The 14,846-nt window shown below is 65.1% G+C and carries 15 protein-coding genes and 1 pseudogene; 9 read left to right on the forward strand and 7 right to left on the reverse strand.

Features of this window, described 5'->3' with window-relative positions; genetic code table 11:
* The first annotated feature begins 7 nt into the window (after positions 1–7).
* The 3 genes from VGG53_RS13605 to VGG53_RS13615 are packed head-to-tail and all read left to right on the forward strand — an operon-like array spanning position 8 to position 4,056.
* Positions 8–1,513 (forward strand): carboxylesterase/lipase family protein, encoded by a 1,506-nt coding sequence (locus tag VGG53_RS13605; RefSeq protein ID WP_331518581.1) that lies wholly within the window; start codon positions 8–10, stop codon positions 1,511–1,513.
* A gap of 27 nt (positions 1,514–1,540) precedes the next feature.
* Positions 1,541–3,559: a DUF7065 domain-containing protein gene (locus VGG53_RS13610; RefSeq protein ID WP_331518582.1), complete on the forward strand. Its 2,019-nt coding sequence runs from the start codon at positions 1,541–1,543 to the stop codon at positions 3,557–3,559.
* On the forward strand, positions 3,532–4,056 hold the full coding sequence (locus tag VGG53_RS13615) for a gluconokinase (RefSeq protein ID WP_331518583.1): 525 nt from the start codon (positions 3,532–3,534) through the stop codon (positions 4,054–4,056). The genes VGG53_RS13610 and VGG53_RS13615 overlap by 28 nt, the downstream gene beginning before the upstream one ends.
* Here the strand turns inward: VGG53_RS13615 and VGG53_RS13620 are convergent.
* The 4 genes and pseudogenes from VGG53_RS13620 to VGG53_RS13635 form a co-directional block, all read right to left on the reverse strand.
* Positions 4,046–4,228, reverse strand: a pseudogene (locus VGG53_RS13620) (RDD family protein); the annotation flags it as partial. The gene VGG53_RS13615 and the pseudogene VGG53_RS13620 sit on opposite strands and share 11 nt — an antisense overlap.
* Positions 4,229–4,236: 8 nt before the next feature.
* Entirely contained in the window at positions 4,237–5,187 is a 951-nt protein-coding gene (locus VGG53_RS13625) for a DoxX family protein (protein WP_331518584.1), read from the reverse strand.
* A gap of 49 nt (positions 5,188–5,236) precedes the next feature.
* Positions 5,237–5,752 (reverse strand): DUF6328 family protein, encoded by a 516-nt coding sequence (locus VGG53_RS13630; protein WP_331518585.1) that lies wholly within the window; start codon positions 5,750–5,752, stop codon positions 5,237–5,239.
* 32 nt (positions 5,753–5,784) lie between these two features.
* The gene (locus VGG53_RS13635) at positions 5,785–6,366 is read right to left on the reverse strand and encodes a TetR/AcrR family transcriptional regulator (RefSeq protein ID WP_331518586.1); all 582 of its coding nucleotides are present in this window, start codon (positions 6,364–6,366) and stop codon (positions 5,785–5,787) included.
* A gap of 72 nt (positions 6,367–6,438) precedes the next feature.
* Between VGG53_RS13635 and VGG53_RS13640 the strand changes: the two genes are divergently transcribed.
* Entirely contained in the window at positions 6,439–7,116 is a 678-nt protein-coding gene (locus VGG53_RS13640) for a class I SAM-dependent methyltransferase (protein ID WP_331518587.1), read from the forward strand.
* Here the strand turns inward: VGG53_RS13640 and VGG53_RS13645 are convergent.
* The 3 genes from VGG53_RS13645 to VGG53_RS13655 are packed head-to-tail and all read right to left on the reverse strand — an operon-like array spanning position 7,113 to position 10,172.
* The gene (locus VGG53_RS13645; RefSeq protein WP_331518588.1) at positions 7,113–8,189 is read right to left on the reverse strand and encodes a prenyltransferase; all 1,077 of its coding nucleotides are present in this window, start codon (positions 8,187–8,189) and stop codon (positions 7,113–7,115) included. The genes VGG53_RS13640 and VGG53_RS13645 overlap by 4 nt on opposite strands.
* Complete coding sequence (locus tag VGG53_RS13650) at positions 8,176–8,907, reverse strand: class I SAM-dependent methyltransferase (RefSeq protein WP_331518589.1); 732 nt, start codon at positions 8,905–8,907, stop codon at positions 8,176–8,178. Before VGG53_RS13650 ends, VGG53_RS13645 begins: the two co-directional genes overlap by 14 nt.
* Entirely contained in the window at positions 8,901–10,172 is a 1,272-nt protein-coding gene (locus VGG53_RS13655) for a glycosyltransferase family 4 protein (RefSeq protein WP_331518675.1), read from the reverse strand. The genes VGG53_RS13650 and VGG53_RS13655 overlap by 7 nt, the downstream gene beginning before the upstream one ends.
* Before the next feature lie 211 nt (positions 10,173–10,383).
* Between VGG53_RS13655 and pncA the strand changes: the two genes are divergently transcribed.
* The 5 genes from pncA to VGG53_RS13680 are packed head-to-tail and all read left to right on the forward strand — an operon-like array spanning position 10,384 to position 14,843.
* On the forward strand, positions 10,384–10,944 hold the full coding sequence (gene pncA / locus VGG53_RS13660) for a pyrazinamidase PncA (protein WP_331518590.1): 561 nt from the start codon (positions 10,384–10,386) through the stop codon (positions 10,942–10,944).
* Positions 10,944–11,747, forward strand: coding sequence for a ketosteroid isomerase family protein (locus VGG53_RS13665; RefSeq protein WP_331518676.1), 804 nt, complete (start codon positions 10,944–10,946; stop codon positions 11,745–11,747). The genes pncA and VGG53_RS13665 overlap by 1 nt, the downstream gene beginning before the upstream one ends.
* A complete protein-coding gene (locus VGG53_RS13670; RefSeq protein WP_331518677.1) occupies positions 11,747–13,072 on the forward strand; it encodes a sugar ABC transporter substrate-binding protein in 1,326 nt (441 codons plus the stop codon). Before VGG53_RS13665 ends, VGG53_RS13670 begins: the two co-directional genes overlap by 1 nt.
* Positions 13,073–13,098: 26 nt before the next feature.
* Positions 13,099–14,010: a sugar ABC transporter permease gene (locus VGG53_RS13675; RefSeq protein WP_331518678.1), complete on the forward strand. Its 912-nt coding sequence runs from the start codon at positions 13,099–13,101 to the stop codon at positions 14,008–14,010.
* Positions 14,001–14,843 (forward strand): carbohydrate ABC transporter permease, encoded by an 843-nt coding sequence (locus VGG53_RS13680; RefSeq protein ID WP_331518591.1) that lies wholly within the window; start codon positions 14,001–14,003, stop codon positions 14,841–14,843. Before VGG53_RS13675 ends, VGG53_RS13680 begins: the two co-directional genes overlap by 10 nt.
* Positions 14,844–14,846 lie beyond the last annotated feature (3 nt).

Here is a 14,846-nt window from a genome sequence, read left to right on the forward strand (position 1 = left end):
TCAGGTGATGCACGAACACACCGTCCGCGTGACGACAGCCGCCGGCACCGTCGAAGGCTTCACCCGCGACGGCGTTCACCGTTGGCGATCCATCCCGTACGCCCGGCCACCGGTTGGTGCGCTGCGGTTTCGGGCACCGGAGCCGGCGCAGCCGTGGCGGGGTGTGCGTTATTGCCACGGCTTCACCAAATGTGCGCCGCAAGAGCGCCGCTACACGGTGCTCGGAGTCGGCAAATACCAGTCGATGGGCGAAGACTGCCTCACCCTCAATGTCGTCGCGCCGGAAGCGGCGGACACCGAGTCTCTGCCCGTCATGGTCTTCGTGCACGGCGGCGGATACATCCTGGGCAGCTCGGCCACTCCGATCTACGACGGGGTGGCCCTGGCTCGCCGTGGCTGTGTTTACGTATCGGTCAACTACCGGCTCGGCGCGCTGGGCTGCCTCGACTTGTCGGCGCTGTCGACGGCGGACATCGCGTTAGACAGCAACCTGTTTCTGCGTGATCTGGTGTCGGCGCTGCGCTGGGTCAACGACAACATCGCGGCGTTCGGTGGTGATCCTGACAACGTGACGGTGTTCGGCGAAAGCGCCGGTGCGCACGCCGTCGCGGCATTGCTGGCGGCACCCGACGCCAAAGGCCTTTTTGCCCAGGCGATTTCGGAAAGCCCCGCCAGCGGTATGACGCGGTCAAGTGAGGTCGCCGCAGAGTTCGCCGAGCGATTCGCCACGTTGTTGGGCGTCCGCACGCAGGATGCCGCGCACGCGCTGATGAAAGCTTCCCCCGCGGAGCTGGTGGCCGCGCAGAATCGGCTGATCGACGACGGTGTGCGAGACATGCTGGGCGCGTTCCCCATCGGCCCCGTCTTCGGTGACGACTACCTGCCACTGGACCCCGTCGAAGCGATGAGGCAGGGCACCGCGCATCGGGTTCCGCTCATCGTGGGAACCAACGCAGAAGAGGGACGTCTGTTCACCCGCTTTCTCCAATTGCTGCCGACGACCGAGCCGATGATCGAGGCGCTGCTGGCTGAGATGGAACCTGCTGCGCGGGAACGCATTACCGACGCCTACCCGGACTATCCGGGGCGGTCCGCATGCATCCGGCTGGGCGGAGATTTCGCCTTCAGCTCGGCGGCATGGGAGATCGCCGAGGCCCACGGCCGGCATGCTCCCGCTTACTTCTATCGATACGACTACGCACCCCGCGTGTTGCGCTGGTCCGGGCTGGGGGCAACCCACGCCACGGAACTGCTCGCGGTATTCGGGGTGTACCGCACAAAGCTCGGGGCGTTGCTGACCGCGCCCGCTGATCGGCGATCCGCTCTGCGGGTCACCAACGAAGTACAAAGGCGCTGGCGGTCTTTCAGCCGTACCGGCAGCCCCGGTGACGACTGGCCGGCTTACACCAACGCCGACCGTGCGGTGATGGTCTTCGACCGTAAGTCACATCTCGAGTTCGATCCGCACCCTGAGCGGCGGTTGGCGTGGGAGGGTTTTTCCCTGGCGCGATGACCGCGGATGTGGTTTCGTGGACGAGCCATGACACCGCACACCGACAACGTCGTCGAACGGCCGGCTGACCTCACCGCCGAGTGGCTCACCGCAGCTATCGGCGCCGGGACCATCGTCGACTTCGCTGTCGAGCGTATCGGCACCGGCCAGATGAGCGAGTGCTACCGGGTCCAGTTGAGCTACGCCGACACCGCGCCGGATGCAGACAGACCACACTCGGTGGTGCTCAAGGTTGCGGCGACCGACCCGATGAGCCGTCAGACCGGGATGACGCTCGGGCTTTACGAGCGTGAAGTGTCCTTCTACCGGGACATCGCTCCGCGGCTGCACGGTCCGGTCGCGTCGTGCTACCACACCGGTTTCGACCCGTCATCCGGGATTTTCGACGTGCTGCTCGGGGACGCGAATCCTGCGGTTGTCGGCGATGAAATCCGTGGCGCCACAACGACGCAAGCTCAGATTGCGGTCACCCAACTGGCCCATCTTCAAGGCCCGTTGTTGAGTGACACCACGCTCGCCGACGTGCCGTGGCTCAATCGGGACGCGCCGATCAACCAGGCATTGATCACCGCACTGCACGCCGGCTTCGTCGACCGCTACGGTGACCAGATCGCGCCGCAGCACCGCATGGTGTGTGACAGGCTGGTTGACGGCTTCGACGGCTACCTGGCCGAGGAGGCGGCCGCGAACCGGAGCGGTAACCTTCGAGGCCTCGTGCACGGCGACTATCGGTTGGACAACCTGCTGTTCGGCGCTGACGGGGCCGCCCGCCGGCTGACCGTGGTCGACTGGCAGACGGTCACGTGGGGTCCGGCGATGACCGACCTGGCGTATTTTCTCGGTTGCGCTCTGCCGGTGGCCGACCGGCGCGAACACTACGACGCGCTGCTCCTCGACTACTACCGGGCGCTCGGACCGGATGCGCCGATCACCCTGGCTGATGTCCGCGAAGGCGTACGCAGGCAGAGCTTTTTCGGGGTGATGATGGCCATCGTGTCGTCGATGCTGGTGGAACGCACGGAACGCGGTGACGCGATGTTCATGACGCTGCTGCAGCGGCATTGTGAGCATGTGCTGGACACGGACGCACTGGCCATCCTGCCCGCACCGACGGCCGTCGTGCCGCTGTGCCCGTCGCACGATGACGAATCGGCCCACGTGGCCACCGACGAGCAGCTGTGGGGCGAGAGCTGGTATGCCGACTTCGCTGATGCCGCACAGGGATTCGGCGGCTGGATACGACTCGGTCTGATTCCCAATCAGCAGACGGCGTGGTTGCACGCCCTGCTGTGCGGTCCCGGCCTGCCCACGGTCGCAGTAGTCGATTTCGAGGTTCCGCTGCCCGCCGACCCGTGGGCTGTGCATACAAACGCAATCGATTTCACCCACTCCGCCGATGAGCCGTTGCGCATGTACCGCATCGCCCTGCGCGGACGCGGCCAGTCCTATCAGGACCCGGCAGCGTTGTTGCGCGCAGAACAGGGTGCACCCGCCGAGGTGGCGATCGATTTGGAGTGGACCACCGACGGCACCCCGTATCAGTATCGGCTGACTACCCGATACGAAATACCCTGCACCGTAACGGGTTCCGTCACAGTCGACGGCCACTGCTACGCGTTCGACTCGGTACCCGGGCAGCGGGACCACTCCTGGGGAGTGCGGGACTGGTGGAGCATGGATTGGATCTGGAGCGCGCTGCATCTCGACGACGGAACACACCTGCACGCGGTGGGCCTTCGGATACCGGGCGTTCCGCCGGTCAGTGTCGGCTATGTTCAGGACCGTGGGGGGGTGGTCACCGAGTTGCAAACCATCACTCCGGTACAGACATTCGACGCCGGCGGATTGCCGGTGGGCGCGACGCTGGCAATCGAGCCCGGCGGCATCACTGCAACCGTCGATGTCGGCGGTCATGCACCGCTACGGTTGATGGCCCAAGACGGGCGGATCAGCCAATTTCCCCGGGTGTGGGGCACTCTGACCACCGCCGACGGGCGAACCGGTGTGGGCTGGCTGGAATGGAACCGGAATCTGCCGGCCCAGTAGCGGGTACGCGTGCGGCCGTGGTGATGGGTGTCTCCGGCTCCGGCAAATCGACGGTGGGTGCGGCGCTGGCGCGCCGCCTGGGCGTTCCGTTCGCTGACGCCGATACGTTTCACCCAGCCGCCAACGTGGCCAAGATGGCCGCCGGCACAGCGCTCGATGATGATGATCGCCGTCCGTGGCTGGACGCGGTCGGGGGGTGGCTGGCCACACATGACGACGGCGTAATGAGTTGCTCGGCGCTCAAGAGGCGATACCGCGACCAGTTGCGTTCGTACCGGTCGGATGTCGTGTTCCTGCATTTGACCGGCTCACCGGAGATGATCGGCGGCAGGCTAGCCGGCAGACCCGGGCACTTCATGCCGTCGTCGTTGGTGATGTCCCAATTCGACGCGCTGGAACCGCTGGATGCCGACGAGCACGGGATGGCCGTCGATGTCGGGCAGGGTGTCGAGGCCATCGTCGAGGCATTTGTGCGGTATCTGTCGCTCAGCCCTTGACCACCTGGGTGCCGCCGGCCAGTTCGTCGCGCTTGCCCTGCTTGGTTGGGCTGGCGCTGATCGTCACGGCGATGAACGAGTTGCGGACGGCCGACTGGCTGAAGTCCGGCTTGGGCGCTTGATGTTCACCAGGATGCCGTCGAACAGCCGGGCGAAGAACCGCGCGCCGAGGCCGCCCGATCAGCGCCAGTGACGCGCTTTGACTCGTCCGCGGTGAGCCAATTCGCCACCGCGCTCGCGTGCTGTTTCCGCGAGCTCGCCACCGCGTTCGTAGGCTCGCTCGCCGAGTTCGCTGCCGCGTTCGCGGGCGATGTCGGCCCACTCGACGCCGCGTTCGCGCGCGGTGTCGGCCCACTCGCTGCCGCGTTCGCGCGCGGTGTCGGCCAGCTCAGAGCCTCGGCCGCGCACCGCGTCCGCCAGCTGAGCGCCACGCTTGCGGGCCCGCTTGCGTGCCTTTTTGACCACCGGCGCGCTTCTTTCGGCGGCCGTGTTGGCCAGTTCGCCGGCCCGCTTGCGGGCTTCCTCGACGACGGGCGCGCTTCTTTCGGCGGCGGTGCTGGCAAACTCCCGGCCGCGCTCGGCGCCGGCGTGCAGGCTGTGGGCGATCCGATCGGCCAGCTCGGAATCGAACACCGAGTCCTCGGATCCGTCCAACGGGAGAGCATGCGATACCGCCTCGGAGATGCGCCCCGCCGCTTGCCTACCGCGCCATCCCAACGACGGCTTGCCGGCCGTGTCGGCGGCGGCGATGATGAGGCCGCCCAGCAGGCTCAGGTCGGTGAGCAGATCGCGGCGTTTCTGCGCTTTGCGCTCCGGGTCGCTTTCATTCCAAAACAGGTGTCCGCCAAGGCTGCCCGGTATCACCGTGAACGCCAGCGCGGCTGACGCGATCCGGGGCAACTTGCCGGTGGCCAGCAACAATCCACCACCGACTTGAACCGCTGCGGTTATTCTCGCGGCCGTCTCGGGATTCGCCGGAACCTTGTCTCCGTACGGCTCCGGCAGATTACGCAGGGCCGCGACGGTCGGTCCGGTCGCTTCGAGGGTGGCGGACGGGTTGCGCAATGTCTCGACACCTTGGCCAATGAATACCGCGGACAGCAGGGGGCGAGCGATTCTGCGAATCAACATGGCAGCTGTGTTCCCAGGTTGCCGGCAGGACAAACCGTGGCGACGGTCCTTATGGGGTTGTCGGGGGCGTCTCGTGTCGCGCCCACAGCGGCAACAGCACCCAGAAAAAGAGTTGAGCCACGAACGCGCAGGCCCCGGCAATGGCACCGGAGACCGGACCTGCCACCGCGCCGAAGATGATTACCGCGACGCCGGTAAGGGCTAAGCCCATCAGTAACAGTCCGCAATAAGCAAACCGGTGGGCCGCGGAGACCAGGAACTGGGTTCGATGCCGACGAAACAGCAAGCGATGCATCGCGACCGGAGCTTCCAACAACACCGTGGCGGCGATCGAACAGCCCACCGTCGCCAAAAAGATCACGCGCATGGTGGTGCTCAGCCCGTCGAAGCGGGCCTGGAAGGGCAGCGTCAACAGAAAACCGGTGAGCAGTTGGACGCCGGTCTGAACGACCCGCAGCTCTTGCAGCAGGCTGAGCCAATTGCGGTCTAATCGTTGGGTTTCGGTCTCAGATCGCGCCGTTTTATCCCAGTCTTCGTCGCGCTCAGGATGATCGACGACGTCCATGGGCGTTGATCATGCCAGCCTGGAACCGGCTGCTAGGGCTTCTCGTGCAAGAGAAGCCGCGCCGATACCTCCAGCCGATCGGCGATCTCGGTGTACGAGGCATATCCCATGCCGGCGCGCACCAAAGCCCCCGCATACAGCAGCTCGAGTGATTCGACCAGGTCGGGGACGTGACCAGGACCCAACGCGGTGACCAGGCGTTGATGGATCTCACCGCCGATGCGCAGCCGCAGATGCTCGACCTCGGGATCCTTGCTCAGCAAGGCGTTGGTCACCGCGCCGGCGAGTGTGGGTTCGTCGGCCACCAGCAACGCGATGTGACGCAGCACCGCGATCACCCGTGCGGTTGAATCCGGCGAATCGATCGGCGGAACCGGGCTCGATGCCAACCGTCGCCAGAAGACTTCCGCGACGAGGTGTTCTTTCGACGAGAAATAGGTGTACGCCGTGGCTGCGCCGACTCCGGCCTCGGCCGCGACCATACGAATCGTCAACCCGGAGAAGCCTTCTCGGCTCAGCACGCCGATCGCGGCTTGACCAAGCCGGTCAACGGTGTCGGCCTGCTTGGCGGTCAGTCGCCGTCTGGTCGATTCCCGAGCTACCGGGGTGGACACGTGTCCGGACACTACTACACCGACCCAGGTGCGGCAACCGGACGAGGACGCCTGTGCGTTACCGTTCTGATGATGACGACCTCCTCAGATCGCACTGCCCACGACGAGCTGACCAGGCGATTGTTCGCATTGGCCGAGCAGGTCACCGGCTTCATGCCCGCCGACGAGGGCCGCGCGCTGCACGATGCGGCGCTGAGCTACCTCGATCATGGCGTCGGGGTGGAGATCGGTACGTACTGCGGTAAGTCGACCGTGCTGTTGGGCGCGGCGGCGCAGGCGCGCGGGAGCGTGGTCTACACCGTCGACCACCACCACGGCTCCGAAGAACATCAGCCCGGGTGGGAGTACCACGACAGGTCACTGGTCGACGACGTCACCGGACTATTCGACACCTTGCCGACGTTGCGGCACACCCTCGACGCGGCCGCACTGGACGACAACGTGGTGGCGGTGGTCGGCAAGTCGACCGTGGTGGCCAGGGGCTGGCGCACGCCGCTGCAACTGTTGTTCATCGACGGCGGTCACAGCGAGGATGCCGCGCGCCAAGACTTCGACGGCTGGGCGAAGTGGGTGGCCATCGGAGGCGCGTTGATCATCCACGACGTGTTCCCCGACCCGCGGGACGGCGGCCAGGCCCCCTACGAAATCTATTGCCGTGCTGTACAAAGCGGCGTGTTCATGGAGAGATCCGTCACCGGATCGATGCGGGTGTTGGAACGGATTGCAGGCGACGCCGGGGTCGCGGTCTAGCGATCGGACTGGCTGGTCGCGCACTCGCAGTCGTAGTCGCCCTCCAAGCCGCGCGGCAGATCGGTACCACGGAAGATGGCGCTGCCCGCGGTCGTAGAAGACAGCGCATCGGCGGCGAGAATCACCGCCGCTCCGGTCCAGGTGGTTCGCTCGACGGGCCAACGCTTTCCATCGCTGAAGACCAGGCCGGTCCAGTAGGACCCGTCCTTCTCGCGCAGGTGCTGCATGGCGGCGAACTGCTGTAGGGCAGCCTGCCGATTGCCCATCGCGTCCAGTGCCAGCACGAGCTCGCAGGTCTCCGCACCGGTCACCCACGGCCGGTCGTCGACACACCTGATGCCCAGACCGTCGACGACGAAATCGCCCCACCGGTCCGCAATCCGGGCTTCCGCGGCGCGACCGCGCAGTGCGCCACCCAGGATGGGGTAGTACCAGTCCATCGAGTGATGCGGCTTCTCGGTGAACGCGGATGGATGGGCAGTGATCGCATGACCCAGCCGGCCGAGCGCGAGCTCCCATTCGGGCTGCGGTTCGTCGACCAGATTCGCCAAGGCCAGTGCACAGCGCATGCTGTGGAAAATACTGGCGCAACCGGTGAGCAGCGCCTCCGTTAACGGCCCTGAAGCGCCACGCGCCCAACAAATCTCGCCGCCCTCCAGTTGCAGCTCCAAGACGAAGTCGATGGCCGCGCGCACCGTCGGCCACATCGCGGTCGCAAAGCCCCGGTCACCGGTGACCAACACGTGGTGCCAGACTCCCACTGCCACATATGCACAGAAGTTGCTGTCGCTGTTCGCGTCCTCGACGATGCCCGCGCGAAGTTGGATCGGCCACGAGCCGTCCGGCCGTTGTCGGTGACGACACCAATCGAAGGCGCGTCGCGCCGCTTCGGTCAGGCCGGCCGCGGTCAGTGCCATCGCGCATTCCACATGGTCCCACGGGTCGGTGTGCCCGTCGTCCGACCATGGGATTTCACCGGACGAGCCTTGAAGTGCGGCAATAGATTCCGCCGTCTGCCGGCATTCGACGGGGGAGAGGACGCCGGGGACGCCCGGTACCTTAGACCAGCTCAACGGCGGGTACCGGTTTCTCGAAATACAGTGCGACGCTCTTGCCGATCAGCGGGTTCAATGTCACTTCGGCCATCCGGGTCAGCAGGGGGCGCTGCATGATGTCCCATACCAGCATCTTGTGGTAAGCGGCGACAGCCGGATGGTCCGCGTTATCCACGCCGACTGCGCATTTCAGCCACCAGAACGGGGAGTGCAACGCGTGCGAGTGATGCGTATGGGTGAATGTCATGCCGCGGCCAGTGATCTTGCCGCGCAACTGATTTGCCCGATATATCCGGATGTGGCCGCCCTCGTTGCTGTGATAGTCGTCGGAGAGCAGCCAGCACACCCGCTCGGGCAACCATCGGGGCACCGTCACGGCCAGTTGGCCACCGACCCTGAGCACCCGAATCAGCTCGGCGATGACGGCGTCGTCAGCCGGAACATGCTCGAGGATCTCCGAGGCGATGACGCAGTCGAACGTCCCGTCGGCATACGGCAACGCGTGCGCGTCGCCGACGACGGTCTCGGCGTGGGCCCCCGGCGGCACCTCCCCGGCGTCGGCCATGGCACGGAACAGGGTGTCGACCTCGCCGAGCTCGACGGCATCGTGGTCGAATGCCACGACCTCGGCACCCCGCCGGTACGCCTCGAAGCTGTGCCGGCCCGCCCCGCAGCCGACGTCGATGACTTTGGCGCCGGGACCGATACCCAGGCGGTCGAAATCCACTGTCAGCACGGCTCACCCACTGCCTGGCGCGGGTCACGGTTCGCCGAGTTTCGAGCGATGGCCCTTTCGTAGACGCGCACCGTCTGGGCAGCCACCGATTCCCAGCTGAACACCTCGACAGCACGGCGGCGACCTGCCGCGCCGAGTCGCTTCAGTTGATCGGGGGACGCCAGCAGCTCGCCGATCACCCGAATCAGCTCTACAGCGTCACCGGGAGGCACCAGCCGGGCGCAACCGCCGTCGGGTCCGAGCACCTCTGGCAGTGCGCCGGCACGACTGGCCACGATCGGAGTCCCGCTAGCCATCGCTTCTACGGCCGGGAGCGAGAATCCTTCGTAAAGCGAAGGGATACAGGCGATTTCAGCGGAGGCAAACAGTCGTGCCAGCTCCGCGTCGGAAAGTCCGCTGGAAATGTGCACGATGTCGGAGATGCCGAGCTCAGCGATCAACTTCTCGGTGGGACCGTTGGGTTCGAGTTTGGCCACCAGCTGCAGCTCGAGGTCGTGCTCGATCCGTAGCTTGGCCACTGCCTGCAGCAGGTGCCCGACGCCCTTGAGCGGCCGGTCTGCGCTGGCAATCGCCATGATGCGACCGGGAATTCGCGGCTCCGTCGACGGCGCGAACATGTCGGTGTCCACACCTAGCGGCACCACATGGAGCTGGTCGGGGTGCACGCCGAAGTCTGTGGTGATGTCGGTGGCCGAGGAGGACGAGACGGTCAACAACTCCGGAATGCGGCGAGCGACCCGCTCCTGCATCTTCAAAAAGCCATACCATCTGCGCACCATCGGTTTACGCCACCACTGTGCGGCCGCCAGATCCAATACCCGGTCGCGGGTGATCGGATGATGCACCGTCGCCACCACCGGGAGACCGGTCGCCGCGATGTTCAGCAAGCCGTCGCCCAAGCTCTGGTTGTCGTGCACTACATCGAAGTCGCTGTGCCGATCGGCCAGCAGGCGCGCGGCGCGCAGGCTGAAGGTGCGCGGTTCGGGGAAGCCGGCCGTCCACACCCCGCCCAATTCGAGGAGGTCGATGCCATCCCGGATTTCCCGGGGATGTGGAATCCGAAAGGGGTCGGGCTCGCGATACATGTCAAGGCTGGGTACCTCGGTCAGCACGACCCGGGAGTCGAGTTCCTCGGGGTAGGGCTGACCCGAAAACACCTCGACGTGGTGTCCGAGTTCGATCAGTCCCCGGCTGAGGTACCGGACGTAAACCCCCTGGCCGCCGCAATGCGGCTTGCTGCGATACGACAGCAGCGCAATCCGCATACTCACGCCCTATCCGGTATGGGGCTGCCGGGACACATCACGGCGACAGGTTCAGGCGAGACGTCAGCGAACTTTCTGGACACGTGTCTGGACTATAGTTTGACAATCTACCTGATGCAACGCGCAGGTAACGGCGTTAACTTCGCCGATCCTACCCAGCCGAATCGTCGCAGTGACTCGGGTACGGCTGCGTCGGCGATACCGTGGTGTGATGCGTGCGCTGATCGTCGTCGACGTTCAGAACGACTTTTGCGAGGGCGGCTCGGTGGCGGTGACCGGTGGGGCCGCGCTGGCCGGAGCCATCGGTGACTACCTGGCGCGCGGCACCGAGTATCACCATGTGTTGGCCACCCAGGATTTCCACATCGATCCGGGTGACCATTTCTCCGAGCACCCGGACTACATCTCGTCGTGGCCGCCGCACTGCCGTGCCGGCAGCACCGGCGCGCAGTTTCATCCCGGCCTTGGCGCCGGCCGGTTCGAGGCCGTCTTCCGCAAGGGCGCTTATGACGCCGGCTACAGCGGGTTCAGCGGGGTTGACGACAGCGGGACCCCGCTGGCGGACTGGCTGCGACAACGCGAGGTCGACCAGCTCGACGTTGTGGGTATCGCGACCGAGCACTGCGTACGCCGTACCGCGGAAGACGCTGCGAGGCAGGGCTTGGCCACCCGGGTGCTGGTGAATCTGACGGCGGGCGTGGCGGAGCAGTCCACCGCGGCGGCCCTCGAAGGGCTGCGTGCATCGGGCGTCGAGATCGTGGCAAGCCCGTGATGGGCCCGGGTGAGCAGGCGCTGCTGGCAGCGGTGGAGCGATCACCGCAGGCCGCGGCGGCCCACGACCGCGCGGGCTGGGTGGGTCTGTTCACGACCGACGGTCGTATCGAAGATCCGGTGGGTTCGCGGCCACACACCGGGCCGGTCGAGATCGGCCGGTTCTATGACACTTTCATCGGCCCGCGCGATATCACCTTTCATCGCGACCTCGACATCGTCCGCGGCTCATCAGTCATCCGCGATCTGGCTCTCGAGGTGGTGATGGGTGCCGCGGTCACGATGACCATCCCGGCGTTCCTCCGATATGACCTTCGCGAGGTCAACGGCGAATGGAAGATCGCGACGCTTCGGGCGTTTTGGGAACTGCCTGCCATGGTGGTGCAGTTCCTGCGCAACGGCGTCTCCGCGATGCCGGCCACCGTCCAACTTTCGCAAGGTCTCCTCCGCAATCAGCGACTGCGGGGCACCGCCGGATTCGTCGCCGGCTTCCGCCGGGTGGGGTCCCGGCAGAAGACGTTGGTCGACACTTTCGTGAACGCCGTGGGACGAGGCGACAGATTCGGCGCGCTTCAGGCATTGTCATCCAGTGCGACAATCACTTTCGGCGATGAAGAAGTCGCCGAAACCGTCGACGTCGCCGGACTCATCGAGCGGTATTCCGGGGCGGGAGCGACGAAGCTGATCGCTGCGGGCTCCACTATCGCAGCCTCCGTGACGTCGGAAAAGCAGCGCGGTGTGCTGTTCGCCGACCTGCCCCGGCGTGGCACCGGGATTCATCGGATTCGTTTCTTCCCGCAGTGATCACCGGTCGCGGTACGCCTTTCGAACGGCGGACACTGCTCCGCGGTGCCGGCGCGCTCGGCGCCGCTGCGCTGGCGCTGTGGCCGACCGCATGTAGCTCTGACGACGATGCGCTGACCTTCTTCTTCGCGGCCAACCCCGAGGAGGCGGATGCCCGGCTGCGCGTCGTGGATGCATTTCAGCGCAGGCATCCAGACATCAAGGTTCGGACCCTGTTGTCCGGGCCGGACGCGTTGCAGCATGTGTCGATCTACTGTGCCGGCGGCAAGTGCCCGGATGTCCTGATGGCGTGGGAATTCACCTACCCGGGACTGGCCGAGCGGGGAGTGTTGCTCGACCTCAACGCGATGCTGGCACACGACACGACTTTCGCCGCGAAGCTCAGGGCCGACAGCGTCGCGTCCCTGTACGAGACATTCACCTATAACGGTGGGCAGTATGCATTTCCGGAACAGTGGTCCGGAAACTTCGTCTTCTACAACAAGAAGTTGTTCGCTGAGGCGGGGCTGCGTCCACCGCCCGGGCGATGGAGCGAGCCGTGGAGCTTCGGCGAATTCCTCGACGCCGCTCAGACGCTGACCAAGCGCGACAGATCGGGCCGGGTCACTCAGTGGGGATTCGTCGACACCTGGGTTCCGTACTACTCCGCGCTGTTGTTCGGCATGAACAACGGCGTCCCGTGGTCAGACCCGCGGATGAACCCCACCCATCTCAATTTCGACGACGCCGCGTTCATCGAGGGGATCCAGTTCTACGCCGATCTTGCCAACAAGCACGGGGTTGCCCCCACCGCATCCGAAACCCAGTCGATGTCGACGACGGATCTGTTCTCCTCAGGACACGCCGCGATGGCGCTCGGCGGGCATTGGAGATACCAGACGTTCGACCGGGCCAAAGACCTGGATTTCGACATTGCCGTGCTCCCGACTGGCCCGAAAGGACATGCGGCTCACTCGAATATCGGGACCACCGGGCTGGCCATCGCATCGAGTAGTCCCCGCAAGGAACAGGCGTGGGAGTTCATGAAATTCGCCACCGGACCCGTTGGACAAGCGGTGATCGCCGAGTCCGGACTGTTTGTACCGGTTTTGCGGTCGGCGATCCACTCGTCCGATTTTGCCAAGGCGCATAACAGAATCGGCAATCTCGCCGTGCTCACCGGCGGGCCGGCGCACGCCGAGGGTCTGCCCATCACGCCGGCGTGGCCGAAGATCGCCGCGTTGATGGACCGCAATATCGGCCCGGTTTTGCGAGGCTCGCGGCCGGCGACGACGCTGACGACGGGGCTGGCGGACAAGATCGACGAGGTACTCCGAACGCCATGACACCGACCGATGCAGCAGCCACGGCGGTGACCCGCAGGCGCGGGCCTTGGAAGCGGCGCGCCCGTGCCGGTCGCCTCTTCGTCGCGCCTAACTTGATCGCGGTCGCGGTGTTCATGCTGTTTCCACTTGGCTTTTCGCTCTACATGAGCTTTCACAACTGGGATGTGTTCATGCCGGCCAAGTTCGTCGGCTTGGCGAACTACCGCAGCCTCTTTACCGAAGATCCGCTGTTCGCTATCGCGTTGCGCAACACCGTGGTCTACGTCGCGGGCACTGTCATCCCCACGGTGTTGATCAGCCTGGCCGTGGCCGGCGTGCTCAATCGGAAAATCAAGGGCATAGCCATATTTCGAACAATTATCTTTTTGCCGCTGGCGGTATCGTCGGTGGTCATGGCTGTTGTCTGGCAGTTCGTGTTCAACACCAACAACGGTTTGCTCAATATCATCCTCGGTTGGATCGGTATCGGTCCCGTTCCGTGGCTGGTCGATCCGAGATATGCCATGGCGTCACTGTGTCTCGTGAGCGTCTGGCGCAGCGTGCCTTTCGCGACCGTGATCCTGTTGGCCGCCATGCAGGGTGTACCAGAGAACCTCTATGAGGCCGCCAGACTCGACGGCGCGGGGGAGTTGCGCCAGTTCGTGTCGATCACCGTGCCGTTGATACGCAGCGCGGTGTCGTTCGTGGTCGTCATCTCGATCATCCACGCATTCCAGGCGTTTGATCTGGTCTACGTCCTCACCGGACGCAACGGGGGGCCGGAGACCGCGACGTATGTTCTCGGCATCATGCTGTTCCAGCATGCTTTTGCCTTCCTGGAGTTCGGCTACGCTTCAGCGTTGGCGTGGGTGATGTTCGCCATCCTGCTGGTGCTGACCGTTGTGCAGTTGCGGCTGGGGCGTCGTCGAGCAGCCCAGGAGGAACGATCGTGGGCGTAGCAGAACGAGTGTTGCGGCCCAGCGTCTTTCGTGGTGTGGTGCTGTACGCCACTCTGACGGCTATTGCCACGTGTGCGCTTTTGCCGATCCTGTGGGCGGTCTCCGGCTCGTTGAAGAGGGTGGGTGAGGTGACGACGCCGGTACTGTTTCCCGGACACCCGCAGTGGTCCAACTACCGCGAGGTATTCGCCGTCATGCCGTTCTGGCGAATGTTCTTCAATTCGGTGCTCTATGCCGGCTGTGTCAGCATCGGCCAGGTCTTCTTCTGCTCGCTGGCCGGATACGCCTTCGCGCGACTGCGGTTTCGGGGCCGCGACACGTTGTTCATTTTGTATCTGGGGACGTTGATGGTGCCCCTGACGGTGACGGTGATACCGCAGTTCATCTTGATGCGCATCGCCGGGCTGACCGACACGCCGTGGGCCATGATCGTGCCGGGGTTGTTCGGCAGCGCGTTCGGCACCTACCTGATGCGCCAGTTCTTCCGCACCTTGCCGGACGAGCTCGAGGAGGCGGCCATCCTCGACGGCTGCTCGCCGTGGCAGATTTTCTGGCGAATACTGCTGCCGCACGCGAAGCCGGCGGTGATGGTGCTGGCGGTGCTCACATGGGTCAATGTCTGGAATGATTTCCTCTGGCCGCTGTTGATGATTCAGCGCAGCAGCATCGCGACCCTGACCCTGGGGTTGGTTCGGATGCAGGGCGAATACGTTGCCAGGTGGCCCGTGCTGATGGCCGCGTCGATCCTGATTTTGTTGCCGCTGCTGGGGGTGTACGCGATTGCGCAACGCGCCTTCATCCGCGGCATCGCGGTCACCGGGCTGGGCGGATAGCCG

The sequence above is a fragment of the Mycobacterium sp. genome (assembly GCF_036490025.1).
Lineage (GTDB): Bacteria > Actinomycetota > Actinomycetes > Mycobacteriales > Mycobacteriaceae > Mycobacterium.

Excerpts from the sequence above, each read along its gene's own strand:
- VGG53_RS13625 (WP_331518584.1), bottom strand. The coding sequence starts at position 5,187 with ATGTTGATTCGCAGAATCGCTCGCCCCCTGCTGTCCGCGGTATTCATT.
- VGG53_RS13665 (WP_331518676.1), top strand. The coding sequence starts at position 10,944 with ATGGGCCCGGGTGAGCAGGCGCTGCTGGCAGCGGTGGAGCGATCACCG.
- VGG53_RS13640 (WP_331518587.1), top strand. The coding sequence starts at position 6,439 with ATGACGACCTCCTCAGATCGCACTGCCCACGACGAGCTGACCAGGCGA.
- VGG53_RS13610 (WP_331518582.1), top strand. The coding sequence starts at position 1,541 with ATGACACCGCACACCGACAACGTCGTCGAACGGCCGGCTGACCTCACC.
- VGG53_RS13605 (WP_331518581.1), top strand. The coding sequence starts at position 8 with ATGCACGAACACACCGTCCGCGTGACGACAGCCGCCGGCACCGTCGAA.
- pncA (WP_331518590.1), top strand. The coding sequence starts at position 10,384 with ATGCGTGCGCTGATCGTCGTCGACGTTCAGAACGACTTTTGCGAGGGC.
- VGG53_RS13630 (WP_331518585.1), bottom strand. The coding sequence starts at position 5,752 with ATGGACGTCGTCGATCATCCTGAGCGCGACGAAGACTGGGATAAAACG.
- VGG53_RS13615 (WP_331518583.1), top strand. The coding sequence starts at position 3,532 with ATGGAACCGGAATCTGCCGGCCCAGTAGCGGGTACGCGTGCGGCCGTG.
- VGG53_RS13655 (WP_331518675.1), bottom strand. The coding sequence starts at position 10,172 with ATGCGGATTGCGCTGCTGTCGTATCGCAGCAAGCCGCATTGCGGCGGC.